The 13,704-nt window shown below is 38.2% G+C and carries 15 protein-coding genes; all 15 read right to left on the minus strand.

Annotated elements, in window-relative coordinates; translation table 11 throughout:
• Positions 1–5 precede the first annotated feature (5 nt).
• Positions 6–1,388: an MFS transporter gene (locus tag V7112_RS07575; RefSeq protein WP_335417342.1), complete on the minus strand. Its 1,383-nt coding sequence runs from the start codon at positions 1,386–1,388 to the stop codon at positions 6–8.
• A gap of 216 nt (positions 1,389–1,604) precedes the next feature.
• On the minus strand, positions 1,605–2,369 hold the full coding sequence (locus tag V7112_RS07580; RefSeq protein ID WP_335417344.1) for a helix-turn-helix transcriptional regulator: 765 nt from the start codon (positions 2,367–2,369) through the stop codon (positions 1,605–1,607).
• Positions 2,370–2,508: 139 nt separating this feature from the next.
• Positions 2,509–3,009, minus strand: coding sequence for a DUF1456 family protein (locus tag V7112_RS07585; protein ID WP_335417346.1), 501 nt, complete (start codon positions 3,007–3,009; stop codon positions 2,509–2,511).
• 25 nt (positions 3,010–3,034) lie between these two features.
• A complete protein-coding gene (locus tag V7112_RS07590) occupies positions 3,035–3,988 on the minus strand; it encodes a DMT family transporter (protein ID WP_335417349.1) in 954 nt (317 codons plus the stop codon).
• A gap of 194 nt (positions 3,989–4,182) precedes the next feature.
• The gene (locus tag V7112_RS07595; protein WP_335417351.1) at positions 4,183–4,863 is read right to left on the minus strand and encodes an ABC transporter ATP-binding protein; all 681 of its coding nucleotides are present in this window, start codon (positions 4,861–4,863) and stop codon (positions 4,183–4,185) included.
• Positions 4,860–6,509 carry an ABC transporter permease gene (locus V7112_RS07600; protein ID WP_335417353.1) on the minus strand — a complete coding sequence of 550 codons (1,650 nt, stop codon included), beginning with the start codon at positions 6,507–6,509 and terminating at the stop codon, positions 4,860–4,862. The genes V7112_RS07595 and V7112_RS07600 overlap by 4 nt, the downstream gene beginning before the upstream one ends.
• Before the next feature lie 5 nt (positions 6,510–6,514).
• A complete protein-coding gene (locus V7112_RS07605; RefSeq protein ID WP_335417354.1) occupies positions 6,515–7,585 on the minus strand; it encodes a Fe(3+) ABC transporter substrate-binding protein in 1,071 nt (356 codons plus the stop codon).
• A 271-nt stretch (positions 7,586–7,856) separates the two neighbouring features.
• Positions 7,857–8,570, minus strand: a complete 714-nt coding sequence (locus V7112_RS07610) for an urease accessory protein UreH domain-containing protein (RefSeq protein WP_335417356.1) — start codon at positions 8,568–8,570, stop codon at positions 7,857–7,859.
• A 73-nt stretch (positions 8,571–8,643) separates the two neighbouring features.
• On the minus strand, positions 8,644–9,468 hold the full coding sequence (locus tag V7112_RS07615) for an urease accessory protein UreD (RefSeq protein ID WP_335417357.1): 825 nt from the start codon (positions 9,466–9,468) through the stop codon (positions 8,644–8,646).
• A 2-nt stretch (positions 9,469–9,470) separates the two neighbouring features.
• Positions 9,471–10,082: an urease accessory protein UreG gene (gene ureG, locus V7112_RS07620; protein ID WP_335417359.1), complete on the minus strand. Its 612-nt coding sequence runs from the start codon at positions 10,080–10,082 to the stop codon at positions 9,471–9,473.
• Between the two features lie 31 nt (positions 10,083–10,113).
• Positions 10,114–10,800 carry an urease accessory protein UreF gene (locus tag V7112_RS07625; protein ID WP_335417361.1) on the minus strand — a complete coding sequence of 229 codons (687 nt, stop codon included), beginning with the start codon at positions 10,798–10,800 and terminating at the stop codon, positions 10,114–10,116.
• Positions 10,793–11,248, minus strand: a complete 456-nt coding sequence (ureE, locus tag V7112_RS07630; RefSeq protein WP_335417363.1) for an urease accessory protein UreE — start codon at positions 11,246–11,248, stop codon at positions 10,793–10,795. Before ureE ends, V7112_RS07625 begins: the two co-directional genes overlap by 8 nt.
• Positions 11,249–11,258: 10 nt before the next feature.
• Complete coding sequence (ureC, locus tag V7112_RS07635) at positions 11,259–12,971, minus strand: urease subunit alpha (protein WP_335417365.1); 1,713 nt, start codon at positions 12,969–12,971, stop codon at positions 11,259–11,261.
• Positions 12,968–13,291: an urease subunit beta gene (gene ureB / locus V7112_RS07640; RefSeq protein WP_335417367.1), complete on the minus strand. Its 324-nt coding sequence runs from the start codon at positions 13,289–13,291 to the stop codon at positions 12,968–12,970. Before ureB ends, ureC begins: the two co-directional genes overlap by 4 nt.
• 21 nt (positions 13,292–13,312) lie before the next feature.
• A complete protein-coding gene (locus tag V7112_RS07645; protein ID WP_335417371.1) occupies positions 13,313–13,615 on the minus strand; it encodes an urease subunit gamma in 303 nt (100 codons plus the stop codon).
• Positions 13,616–13,704: the final 89 nt, after the last annotated feature.

Genomic DNA, 13,704 nt, shown 5'->3' on the forward strand with positions numbered 1-13,704 from the left:
TATTATTAGTTTTGTGCTCTTCTTTCTTTTAAGGTTGTATACATTTCCCCGGCCTTTGCACTATTTAAGTTAAAAATTAACGCAATACCGATAATCATTAAGAGAAAAGATAATATAGGTAATCCGTTATACATACGTAAAACACCTTCTGCCACTTCTTGGCTTTGAGAAGTTTGTCCAGAAACAAATCCTACCCAACCTAAAGCATAACTACCAAGTGCAGAACCAATACCCATACCTAATTTACGTGAGAAAGAATAAATGGAATAAAGTGTTCCATCGTATCGTTTACCCGTTTGTAGTTCTGTGTAATCTAAACAATCTGTAACGAGCGCCCATACAATCATCACAAAAACCATATTTGCGATTGTGGCGATATTATACGCAACGATATAAACATAAACGTTTTCAATAATAAAAATGGTTAGGAGTGTAGAAGCAATTAAGCTGAAGCTTGCAGTACTAATTACCATATTACGTTTACCAAATTTTTTAACAAGACTTGGTACAAAAATGAATAATACCAGTGTAACTCCCATTTGTAAGAATGAGTTGATGGCAAATGCACCTGGATTTTTATAGTATTCAGAGAACACAATTGCAGCTAATTGGGTAACACCATTAATCATAATTAATGAACCAACACTTGCTACCATCATCCCTATTAACTGTCGATTCTTTAAGGCAGCTTTTAATGCATCAGTAAATTTATAATCTGGTTTTGTTCCCACTGGTCTATCATCACGAATACGTTCTGTCGTTAATTTGACAAGCCCCGTATAAGCTAGAACTGAAAGAATACTAAATACGATCGAAATGTAGAAAAACATTTCAGGTACTAAATTCCCAGATTTATCATAGATAAACATTGGGACAAAAGATAAAAATCCAATTCCAACAACCATTCCACCAATAGCACGAGCACGTGATAATTTCGTACGTTCAATCGGATCGTCTGTAATAACAGCTGCTAATGAACCATAAGGGATTGAGTCTGCAGTGTATGCGATACCATAGAATAGATAAACAAATACTACCCAAACATGAGTGGCAGTTGATGACCAACTTGAGACATCCGCAAATGAAATTAAGATTGATGCTGCAAGTAACCATTTCGAAATGTTAATGTACGGTAAAAACTTATCACCGCTTTTTCCTAATCTCCATCTATCTGGAATACTCCCCATCACAACATCTGTGAATGCATCAAAAATCCGTGCAACTAAGAACAATGTTCCCATAAAATAAGGACTTACTCCAAGTACAGAGGTGGTGAATAAAAGGAAGAATGACCCGATGTAAAGGTTTGCAAAACCTCCGCCAACATCCCCCAGCATGTATCCAAATTGGTCACGGAAACCAAATTTTCTAACCTGTTTCTTTTCCATATTGTAACCCCCAAATGTATATGTTTTGTCGCTAAAATGCTTGGATGATATACATATTAATTTCATTTATCATCCTTATTTCTGACTAATTGAAAGCGTTTTATATAATATACTAGTATTTTATCGCAAAGCTTCAAACTTCTTTTGCAATAAACTAGCATCCTTTTACACTAAAATTGCATTCAAAAAAAGCCTTTAATCACATTTTAAAGTTGATCAAAGGCTTCCATTACTATTCTTTTGTTTATACTCTTTTGGGGTTACGCCTTCTTCCTCTTTAAAAACACGAGAAAAGTATTGTTGATTATTAAAACCTACAAGAAAGGTGATTTCTATTAATGAAAGATTAGAATTGGTTAGAAGGTCCTTTGCTTCCTTAAGCCTTATCAAATTTCGAAATTGACTGATTGTCAATCCTTTTTCTTTTTTGAAAGCTCTCATTAAGTGAGACGGATGCACATGTAACTTTCGGGATATTTCCTCAATCGATATATCCTCCGAAAAGTTCATCCTAATAAAATGTTCAGCTTTCTCTGTTATTGTTGCCTTTTCAAGTGTTTTCAAACGAATAGAAGGATCTGAGTACTCTTCTAACATTTTTTTATGAATTTCTTCTAGTTCCGATATTGACTGGGCATTCTCAATCATAATGGCGTATTTTTCGGAAATATAATGACATTGCCAGGAACTCAAGCCACCTTTTTCCGCTGAATAGCTGTAAAGCGTATTATGCGACAATAATAAGTTTTTATAGGAACGTAATTTATTCCTTGGAATTCTTTTCATAATATCTAAAGAGTCTCGTCTTAGATAATCATTCGTTAATTCATTTGCATATTGAACAGCATATTTCTGTTCCCCTTTTCGAATCAATTGCAATAATTCTTCCCGTTCATTATGTGCAGATTCGATTAATTCATGTTTTGTCTTATTTTCATTTAAATCACTTGTTATTTGAACATCCGGGTCTTCCTTATTCATTTTTTTATCACCTCAAAAAGGAGGGCCTGACCCCCACTAGAGTAACGCTTTAACAAACTAATGAATAGGTCCCTAGCTATTAAACGGTCGTATTACAGTTTGATAAAGCCAGCCAATTATCTTTTTCTTTTATTGTCCATTATCCCCTGTATTTGATAGCTAGCCCTTTTAAGAAGTTTCTTGCGAAATTATCTCCGCATTCTTTATAGTTCTTATGACCTTCTTTTCGTAATAAAGCGCCGAGTTCTCCTTTTGTTACCCTTAATCCTACATGATCAAAAACATCAAGCATATCCTCTGTCGTTAAAGCCAATGCGATTTTGACTTTCTTTAAAAGGAGATTATTCACGTTTCCACTTGTCTTAAGAGTAGGTTCTGGCGCATTAGGCTGTCCCGGTTTCGGCTCTTGTTTCCCTCTTTTGTAAATAATGAGCCCATTTAAAAAGGAGTCTAACATACTGTGAGTACATTTGATTTGATCTTCATTCTCATAGTCATCCTCATCGTATGTCTTCGTGAGGATCTTTATCACCTCTGGTACCGTTACTTCTACGCCACCAAATTTAAATATCTCGACCATTTCTTTATTTTTAATTTCCAATGCATATCTCAACCGAATTAAAATATCGTTATTATCCATTTTGTGAGCTCCCTTTTTTTATTGATCATGAAGCATGTCTTTTGACTGTCCTATTAGCTTTATTCCCTTTTCCACGATAATTCAAAACTATAATACCAATTGCAACCATGGCAATCGCTACTAGAATATACAGATTCAATTTTTCACCTGGTATGAAAATAGCAGAAAGTATTGTTCCAGAAACCGGTACTATAAACTTATAAATTGTAATTTCACCTGCATGATTATATTTTAATAACGAATACCAGAGACCAAATGCAACAGCCGAGAGTACAGCAGAGTAGACTAATAGTCCCCATCCAAATGGTGTAAACGTGATTGATCCTGTCTGCATCATCGGCAGACCAATAATAAGCATGACAAGTCCACCAAGACTCAGCTGCCAACCCGTAATTGCAAAAGGATCAATACCGGTTGACAGTTCCTTGGCCATAATTGTTGCAATTGCACCAGTGAGACCTGCTAGAATCATATATCCTTCTCCATCCCACTGAAAACTCATTTTAAGCTCTTGTCCCCAGTTCGCTACTACAATTCCAGAGAAACCAGCAAGTAGCCCAATTGATTTTTTCCAAGATAATCTATCATTTTTATAATAGTAGTGAGCGAGTATAACGGTGAAAAATGTTCCCACCGTCGACAAAATGGCTCCCTGCATACCTGACACTTTTGCTAATCCATTATAGAAGAAAAAATATTGTAGGGCTGTTTGAATCACACCCAGTAAAAGAAGTATCAAAAAATTCCTTTTCGAAACCAATATTCTTTTCGGCTTTATAAGTAATAAAAATCCTAAGACCAACAAACCCGCAAACAAAAAGCGTATTCCTGCAAATACAACCTTAGCTATTACATCATCGGGGGACATTTGCATTTCTTCATAACTCACCTTCAGAACTGGAAAGGCACTCCCCCACAAAAGCGAACAAAAAATGGCAATCCCGATAACTGACCATTTCTTCTGAAAAATATATCTCATGGTGTCAACTCCTAAAAAATCATCCCACAGATAGTATATCCTATAGCATTGTAGGGATTTTGGCAATGAATGTGTTGTGGAAATTCCCGGCATGTTTCACAGAAAGATCCACGAAAATAAAAGATGCCTGGCAAACAGCGTAGCATAACCTTGTTAAGCACTGTTGTCAGGCATAATTGGTTTATTTACAATCTCTATTTTAAGGAGGTTAGCTTTTCTTTAAACGTTTCCTTTGTACATCCAAATACAATACTGTGATCACAAATCGCTTCCACATCATTTCGGTCATGTGTAACAATTATGCAGGTCATGTTTGCTTTTTTTAAAATGGATTGAAGGTCTGCCCGAATCGATTCCCTAAGGTCTGCGTCTAAATTGCTGAAGGGCTCATCCATCAATAAAAGGTTTGGTTTGGGTGCCAATGCTCTCGCTAGGGCAACACGTTGTTGCTGTCCACCACTTAATTCATGTGGAAATCTCGACTCGAATTCTTCCATTTTAACGAGTTCGAGCATTTCTTTCACACGCTGTTTTCGTTCTTTCCTAGGTAGACGATCTAATCCAAATAATACATTATTTTTTACATTCATATGTGGAAACAAGGCATAATCTTGAAATACCATACCAACTTCACGCTCTTCGGGCTGGACAAATAGGCTATCGTTGAATACAGGCTTACCTGCAATAGTAATGCTCCCCTTTGTTGCCATCTCCAAGCCTGAAATTAATCTTAATAAGGTACTTTTCCCGCTTCCACTTTTTCCTAATATCCCAACAATTTCTCCCTTTCCAATTGAAAAAGAAAAGTTTTCAATAATAGGAGCCGCTTTGCGCGAAAATGAAAATGTAAGATTATTAATTTCGAGAACCTTCATTCTTCCACCTTCTTTTTATCGATCATTTGAAACACAACAACTGACAGTGCACTGATTGCGATAATCATTAGAGATGTTATAGATGCTTCATATATTAGCTCATCTTTTGCATATTGGTAGGTTTTTGTTGCTAGTGTTTCGAAATTAAATGGCCTTAAGAGCAGGACTAGTGGTAATTCCTTTGTAATCTCGACAAAAGTTAAGATAAATCCACTTACAATTGCCCCTTTCAATAAGGGCAAATCGATAGAAAAAAATGTTTTTGTAACACTTTTCCTAAGCATTCTTGAAGCTTCTGCGTATTTCATGCCAACCTTTTCAAAACCAACCTCGATTGCATTAAAGCCAGTGGCCATAAAACGTATTGTATATCCAACAATAAGCATAACGATGGAAAGACTCAAAATCAATGGTGCATTCCCATATCCCATATAGGAGTACACTGGTGCAAGCCATTTATCAAGAGTGATAAATAATGCTAATACTCCAATTGCTACAATTGCACCGGGAATTGAATATCCAGACGTTACGAGTTTCGATAAAATATATGAAAAAGTGGAATGGGTACGACTGACATTCGCAACAACAATAGATATAAGCAAGATAAGTACAGTTGAAATTAACGCAACATAGACCGTTTGATACAATAACGTAACAAACGAATCATTCCAAACCTTATGGAAGGTTAGTTTCGCCCATGTAAGTAACTGAATAAAAGGGATTAAAAAGCCAAGCGCGAATACGATTGAACAATAACTTGACGCAGCAAAAGCAGAGAATCCTTTTAGCTTTTTCGGAGAAAGCGGTCTTGTTTTATTACTTAAATTATAACGACGTTGTTTACGTAAAATGCGTTCCAAAATAAATAAACCTACAATAATTAGCATTAACCAAGCTGCTAATCTCATTGCGGTATCTACATCATACATACCAAACCAAGTTTGAAAAATAGCCGTTGTAATCGTCTGAATTCCAAAGTAGCTTGTCACACCATAATCACTGAGCACCTCATAAATGACAAGTACAACTCCGCCAATTAATGCTGGTCTTGAAAGTGGTAAAACTACTCTAAAAAATACAGCCAGTGGCTTACTTCCTAACACTCTCGCATTTTCGATATATGCAGTACTTTGGTTTTCCAAAAACGCCTTTGTAATGATATATACATATGGAAACAAAAACAACGAGAAGACAAATATTGCACCTCGTAGGGAAGAAATAGATAATAATTCAGAATTAATTTGGTAGTCAAATTTATTTCTAAGTGTAGCTTGTATAACCCCAGTATAACCAAGCATATTTCGATACGTATATGCTGCTATATATGGGGGTATAGCAAGTGGAAGAATTAACCCCCACCTAAAAAATTTCTTAAAAGGGAAATCATATGCCGCAATGAGCCAGGCCAAAGTTACACCTAAACATGCTGTTATAAGTCCAGTGAGGGTCATCAAAGCAAATGTATTAAACACATAATTTGTTAATAAATATTGTTTGATGTGCAGCCAATTTTCATTTGGTTCCTGAAACAATGCAAAAAACACAAAAAGGATGGGGAGCAGTATAATAACTGCTCCAATCATACTGATGATCCACCATCCATTTAGTTCCTTTTGTAAAAAACGTCTAATAGCTTTCGTTTTCATTTTTATTATTTCCAGTCAGTTTTATTAAAAATCTCAATTGCCTTTTTATTATGTTCATCTAAAGTATCAAAATTAAGCTCTTGCATTTTGAAATCGCCCCATGTTTGAAGTATTTCTGGCTTTTCTGCATTTGGATTGACCGGAAACTCATAGTTGTTTGCGGATAGGTACTCCTGTGCCTCAGCACTTGTTATATACTCAATAAGCTTAATTGCATTTTCCTTATTTTTGCTATTCTTTGTTAAAGCTATTCCACTGATGTTTACATGAGTGCCGTTCGTCTCTTGGTTAGGGAAAAACACCCCAATTCCTTCTGCAACTTTCTTTTCTTCTGGATCTTCAGAATTGGCCATTAAACCAACATAATACGTGTTCATGATTGCTACATCACCAGTTCCAGCTGCGATTGCTTTTGCTTGGTCACGGTCACCACCATCTGGCTGACGAGCAAAGTTTTTCACAATTCCAGATGCCCATTCTTCTGCGGCAGCTTCACCATTTAGTTCGATGAACGAAGCAAGTAAAGACTGGTTATAAAGACTGGTTGAAGATCTTGCTAATACCTTTCCATTCCATTTTTCACTTGTTAAGTCCTCATATGTCGAGAGCTCACCTGGAGAAACTCGGTCCTTTGAATATACGATAACGCGTGCTCTTGTTGCCATCCCAACCCAATTATTATCAACATCTCTTAGATTCTCGGGAACATTTTCATTCACGATATCTGACTCGATTGGTTGCAGAATACCGTTCTTCTTTGCATGGGCAAGAACTCCACCATCAACAGTAACAAACACGTCTGCTTGTGTACTTTCTCCTTCACGCTTAATACGCTCAATTAGTTCTTCCGCTTCAGCTTTGATTACATTTACTTTGATGCCCGTTTTCTCAGTGAAATTTTTATAAACTGTATCATCTGCCTCATAATGTCTAGCTGTATATATATTAACTTCCTGATTTTCCTCTTTTTTCGTACTATCTATTCCTTCATCACCTTTATTTGTACCGCATCCTACTAATGCAATTGTTAAAGCTGATGTAACAAGCAAAGGTTTAAAAAGCTTTCTGAAATTCATGTTATGTACCCACCTTACCTTTTTATTTTTTCGATAATGAAAATCATTATCAATTAGTACGTTTTTATTTTACTTACTATCGTTCAATACGTCAACTGGAAAATGTAAAAATTCTTAAAAATCATTCATCTCCTCACTAAAAAAACTACCACAGTCAAAAATAACCATGGTAGTTCTAATTAAGAAATATGAAAAGCGACATATGTAATTCGAAGAATATACCTTATTTTTTCTTGGGCTACAAATTCTTGTTGCAAATCAATTCAATTTCTTATATCCAAAGGTTTAATAAACCCTCATTGATTCCTAAATTATACATGTAATATACACCAAATACAGTACTAATTGTCCCCGTTATTAATCCAAATGTCCTGCTTACTTTCCTTCGTTTCTTGCTTAACACAAATGGGATACCAATGATGGTTGTGAAGAGCAGCATGCCAGTGACGGTTCCTATACCAAATATCAGGATATAAATTGCTGCTTCCCCGACACTGTTTACAGTACTCAACGTCAATAGGATCATGGCACCGCTTCCTGCTAATCCATGGATAAAGCCGATAAACATGGACCCTACATACGATTTGTTTTGATGCTTTTTTTGATGCTCATGTTCCACACTGTTCGGGTAGGAATGGACATTTGTCCGATTCTCTCCGTCATGTATTTGTTTATGTATATGAATTTTTCTCAAAGAGAGAATGGTTTTTAATCCAAGGTAGACTAGCATGATTCCTACTAGAAATTCTAAAGACATTGCCCACTTCTCGGGTATTTCGTTCTTCATAAGGATGACGACAAGACCGACTATAAACAGTGTTACTGTATGTCCAATTCCCCAAAATACTCCAGCCAAAGATGCTTGCCATAGCTTTTTACTTTCGCTTGCGATAGTTGATACTGCAATGACATGGTCAGGTTCAATCGCATGCCGTATTCCTAAAATAAAACCCAGGGCCAAAACCGAGAAAAATGTACCTTCCATCAGATTCTCCTCCATCTCTCTTTCTCTCTATGTGTTCATACCCCATAATTATCTAAATTCTGGTTTATAAAAATTAATATTTTCTTAGAAAACTCGGGGTTTTGTTAAACCATTCGAGGCTAATTATATGATGGAAATCAGAAAATATACTTTCAATTGTTTGTGTGTTATTTGCTAACACCCGTACGGTGAATCCTGGGATTGGTAGAAATGACAGTCCTACTTTATATTCCGTTGCCTTGGAATCAATAGCCTGATATAGCCGGTCAAGGAGCGCATGATTAGCTTTTTCATCTATCACAATCAAAGACCCCAAATGAGAATAGCCTTCCATCAGGCCCAGCTTCTCCATATTCTGTATTGCCGGATTTAATTTGATATGATCATATACAACCAATTCATTTTCCATATATATTTCATTGATTAGCTGAAGTACATCATAACTAAACATTTCACCGCCAGGTGACCATCCTGGAGTAATAATATCTGAGTATAGAAGACTGGTCCCTTTCTCCATATGAACTACATTCTTTTGTTTATATCGTGCATCCTGATAACCAATAAGCGGATCAGGAATATACTCGAGATAGCTGCCATCCTTAAGGGTAATTTCTGTTTCCTGGTAGGCATGTTTTTTTGGTGTCTTGTATATTTTGGTAGCTGACTGAGTGGTCAACGTTAGCTTCGCTTGTTTCTCTAACGAAATCTTGAGTTGATAGCGGTCCCCATCCAAATAACCACCGCCTGGATTTAAAATATAATAACAGGCTTGTCCAGAATCATCATGATAGATGGGACGCATCACTTTAAATGCCCCTTGGAAGTACACCTTCTTTGCGACAGTCTTTCCATTCCTTTCCTCTGCACCTAAATGCAAAACTCCTGTCCAATCCTGCATTTTTATTCCAACCCTTTTAAGAGTGCGTTTTTCTTGAGCCAATCTATGACCTGATCGAGACCTTCGTTGGTTTTTAAATTGGTGAAAATAAATGGCTTATCACCGCGGAACACTTTTGTATCGGCTGCCATAACATCCAGGTTTGCCCCGACTAAAGGAGCCAAATCCGTTTTATTAATGATAAACAGGTCCGACTTAATCATACCTTGGCCACCTTTACGCGGGATTTTTTCACCTTGGGCCACATCGATAATATAGATGGAAAAATCAACAAGTTCCGGGCTGAATGTAGCGGCCAGATTGTCGCCACCGCTTTCAACAAAAATTAGCTCAACATCGGGATGTCTCTTAATCAACTCTTCAATAGCTGCGGAATTCATGGAAGTATCCTCTCGTATGGCTGTATGTGGGCAGCCGCCTGTCTCTACACCAATAATGCGATCTTCCGGGAGCACTCCATTCGTTATCAGGAATTTAGCATCTTCTTTTGTATAGATGTCGTTTGTAATTGCGGCCATACTTATTTCACCTTGCATACTACGGGTTAACTTTTCAACCAGTGCGGTTTTTCCTGCTCCTACAGGGCCCCCAACTCCGATTTTAATAGGTTCCATAAAAACACTTCCTTTAATCTATTAATCAACATTAAGAACTAAAAATTCGAACATTTACACGTTCATGTTGCATTTGCGATAGTTCCAGACCAGGAGAGACAATGCCAAAGTCGTCTTCATCCATTTTCACAACCATCGTAGCAGCCTCTACTAGTATTTCTTGAAACTTCTGAATCGTTTTCTGGCCCGCTGTTTGGCCCAAAGGTATAGCCCGGACCGCATTTTGTACAAGACTTAAAACAGTGGAATATAAATAAAACAAAATTGTATCGGATGCGGGCACACCAATATGGTGGCCTACAATCGTAAATACAATCGAGGGATGACCAAATGCTTTGTTTTGTTTGATTCGCTCTCCGTATTCAGAGAGAACCGGAATATCGTACAGAGATTTTACGAGTATTAACATTCTTTCGCCTACCCTTTGGGTACCTTCTCTCGTTTCCCGCGGCAGATTTTGCACGGTCAGCATTCGGTCTAACCTCCATATTTTTTGGATGTCCCCCTTATCCAGCGCTTCGTATACAAGACGACAGGCAAGTCCATCGGAATAAACAAGCTGCTCATTTACATACATAGACAGCCAGTGATGGAACGAATCTCGATCATGTACTTTGTCTGCTTGAATATAAGTCTCCAGCCCGTATGAATGACTAAACGCCCCTGTCGGAAAGTTGGAATCACATAGCTGAAATAATGGTAGGATATTTTTATCCATGGCTATGCCCGATATGTCGGAAGGCCTTCTTCACTTTCCGCTTTTCACGTTCATAAGGAATCTGTAGCTCTTGCAGTAAGTCCTCTACAAGATAGTCATACTGAACAAGCATCTCGTCCCCTTCAAATTGGGCAGGAAGATGGCGATTCCCCAATTGGTGCGCGATTGTTCCCATCTCATTAAGGCTACGTGGTTTTATCACAAGTAAATCATCAGAAAGGACATCTATCATGATTAAATTCTTATCATCCATATAAATAACATCACCACTGACAAAGTCACGCGGATCCTTTAAGCGAATTCCAATTTCCTTGCCATGGTCGGTCGTCACCCTCTGAATCCGTTTCATCAAATGGGCGCTTTCAAGGTAAACTTTTTCAATATGGCGTTTTTCAATTTCTTCTTTTTCCATACTTTCAATATTCGTAACAATTCTTTCTACTATCAATGCTATCACCTCAGAATAAGAAATATCGTTGTCCCATCGGCACTATATCAACCGGCTCACATGTAATTAATTCGCCGTTTACTCTTACTTCATATGTTTGCGGATCAACTGTTATTTCGGGAGTTTCGGAATTTAACTTCATATCTTTTTTCGTCAGTTTCCGAATGCCACGAACCGGAAGAATCATTTTTTGCAACCCTAGCTTTTCATGCACTTTCTCATCGAAGGCAGCTTGCGAAATAAACGTAATGGATGAGTTGGATAACGCTTTTCCAAATTGCGCATACATCGGACGGTAAATAACAGGCTGAGGTGTTGGAATAGATGCGTTCGCATCGCCCATCAATGCCTCAACAACAAGTCCATTTTTCAGAATCATTTCTGGCTTCACCCCGAAGAAAGCCGGATTCCAAATCACAAGGTCCGCAATTTTTCCAACTTCTATGGATCCTACATACTCTGAAATACCATGAGTGATTGCTGGGTTAATCGTATATTTAGCTACATAACGTTTCGCGCGATTATTATCTGAAAGCTCGGTATCACCCTCCAAACTTCCTCTTTGCTTTTTCATTTTGTCAGCGACTTGCCATGTGCGCAAAATTACTTCACCGACCCGACCCATTGCCTGTGCATCGGAACTAGTCATACTGAATACGCCCATATCTTGAAGAATATCCTCGGCAGCAATTGTTTCACGTCTAATCCGTGAATCGGCAAAGGCTAAATCCTCTGGAATGGAAGGATTCAAGTGATGACATACCATCAGCATGTCCAAATGTTCATCCACTGTGTTCACTGTATAAGGCAGAGTGGGGTTTGTTGATGATGGAAGAATATTCATATAGCTGGCTGATTTAATTAAATCTGGTGCGTGCCCGCCACCCGCACCTTCTGTATGGTACATATGAATGACACGGTCTTTAATCGCTGCCATTGTATCTTCCATGAATCCACTCTCATTTAACGTATCTGCATGAAGAGCGACCTGCACATCATATTTGTCGGCTACCCTTAATGCATAGTCAAGAGCAGAAGGGGTTGCCCCCCAGTCTTCATGAACTTTCAGACCGATGGCACCGGCACGAACTTGCTCTGCCAGCGGCTCTTCAGCAGTCGCTTGCCCTTTTGAAGTGAATCCAACGTTAATTGGCAATTCTTCAGCTGCTTGAAGCATTCGGTGCATATGCCATATTCCAGGGGTGACTGTTGTCGCTTTTGAACCGGCCGCTGGACCTGTACCTCCCCCAATCAACGTTGTTAGCCCCGCACCTAATGCTGTTCTAATTTGTGTCGGATTAATAAAATGAACGTGGGTATCGATTCCACCAGCTGTTACAATCATTCCCTCACCAGCAATGATTTCTGTACCAGCCCCGATCACAATATCCACATTGTCCATGATCAACGGATTACCAGCTTTTCCGATGCAATCAATTTTCCCATCACGGATTCCAATGTCTGCTTTATAAATGCCGGTATAGTCTAAAATGACAGCGTTGGTAATGACCAAATCTGCAATTCCATCGCCTCGTGTGACTAGAGGGTGTTGCCCCATTCCATCACGAATTACCTTTCCGCCACCAAATACTACTTCATCACCATAGGTGGTATGGTCCTTCTCAATTTGGATAAGCAAATCTGTATCTGCTAAACGAATAGAATCTCCTGTAGTTGGTCCGTACATTTGAGCATATTGCTTTCTATTCATCTTGAAACTCATTTGGAATCCCCCTTATCTAGTGAACCGTCTACTTTATTATTAAATCCATAGACACGGCGTTCTCCGGCATAATCAATTAGTTCGATTTCCTTTTCATCCCCTGGTTCAAAACGCACAGCTGCTCCTGCTGGGATGTTTAGGCGCTTTCCATATGCTTTTTCCTTATCAAATTGGAGTGCTTCATTGACTTCATAAAAGTGATAATGGGACCCCACCTGGACAGGACGGTCTCCAGTATTTGTTACAGTCAATCTGGATGGTACCCTTCCAACATTACAAACGATGTCTTCTTCTTTTAAGAATAATTGTCCTGGCTGCATGTAAATAGCCTCCTGTCATTTTTATTTAATCGGACTATGAACTGTCACAAGCTTTGTTCCATCTGGAAACGTAGCTTCTACCTGGATATCATCAAGCATCTCCGGAATGCCTTCCATTACATCATCACTTGTCAAAATCGTGGCTCCATATTCCATCAATTCTGCAACTGTTTTTCCATCACGTGCCCCTTCTAATACTTCATAGGTGAGAAGTGCAACTGATTCCGGATAATTTAATTTTAAGCCTCTTTCCTTCCGTCGCTTTGCTAGGTCGGCGGCAACAACGATCATGAGTTTTTCAATCTCACGCGGTGTTAACTGCATAGGAAATCCTCCTCTTTCATAAACTTTATTTGCATTAAAGAAGTCAAAACCTTTACTATGTTCTCCTATATTTCCCAGAAACAAACGCT

The organism is Bacillus sp. JJ1566 (genome assembly GCF_036962685.1).
Taxonomy (GTDB): domain Bacteria; phylum Bacillota; class Bacilli; order Bacillales; family Bacillaceae_L; genus Ferdinandcohnia.

What these genes read in the sequence shown, in the direction of transcription:
- V7112_RS07575 (WP_335417342.1), bottom strand. Translation starts at nt 1,388, where the DNA reads ATGGAAAAGAAACAGGTTAGAAAATTTGGTTTCCGTGACCAATTTGGA.
- V7112_RS07580 (WP_335417344.1), bottom strand. Translation starts at nt 2,369, where the DNA reads ATGAATAAGGAAGACCCGGATGTTCAAATAACAAGTGATTTAAATGAA.
- V7112_RS07585 (WP_335417346.1), bottom strand. Translation starts at nt 3,009, where the DNA reads ATGGATAATAACGATATTTTAATTCGGTTGAGATATGCATTGGAAATT.
- V7112_RS07590 (WP_335417349.1), bottom strand. Translation starts at nt 3,988, where the DNA reads ATGAGATATATTTTTCAGAAGAAATGGTCAGTTATCGGGATTGCCATT.
- V7112_RS07595 (WP_335417351.1), bottom strand. Translation starts at nt 4,863, where the DNA reads ATGAAGGTTCTCGAAATTAATAATCTTACATTTTCATTTTCGCGCAAA.
- V7112_RS07600 (WP_335417353.1), bottom strand. Translation starts at nt 6,509, where the DNA reads ATGAAAACGAAAGCTATTAGACGTTTTTTACAAAAGGAACTAAATGGA.
- V7112_RS07605 (WP_335417354.1), bottom strand. Translation starts at nt 7,585, where the DNA reads ATGAATTTCAGAAAGCTTTTTAAACCTTTGCTTGTTACATCAGCTTTA.
- V7112_RS07610 (WP_335417356.1), bottom strand. Translation starts at nt 8,570, where the DNA reads ATGGAAGGTACATTTTTCTCGGTTTTGGCCCTGGGTTTTATTTTAGGA.
- V7112_RS07615 (WP_335417357.1), bottom strand. Translation starts at nt 9,468, where the DNA reads ATGCAGGATTGGACAGGAGTTTTGCATTTAGGTGCAGAGGAAAGGAAT.
- ureG (WP_335417359.1), bottom strand. Translation starts at nt 10,082, where the DNA reads ATGGAACCTATTAAAATCGGAGTTGGGGGCCCTGTAGGAGCAGGAAAA.
- V7112_RS07625 (WP_335417361.1), bottom strand. Translation starts at nt 10,800, where the DNA reads ATGGATAAAAATATCCTACCATTATTTCAGCTATGTGATTCCAACTTT.
- ureC (WP_335417365.1), bottom strand. Translation starts at nt 12,971, where the DNA reads ATGAGTTTCAAGATGAATAGAAAGCAATATGCTCAAATGTACGGACCA.
- ureB (WP_335417367.1), bottom strand. Translation starts at nt 13,291, where the DNA reads ATGCAGCCAGGACAATTATTCTTAAAAGAAGAAGACATCGTTTGTAAT.
- V7112_RS07645 (WP_335417371.1), bottom strand. Translation starts at nt 13,615, where the DNA reads ATGCAGTTAACACCGCGTGAGATTGAAAAACTCATGATCGTTGTTGCC.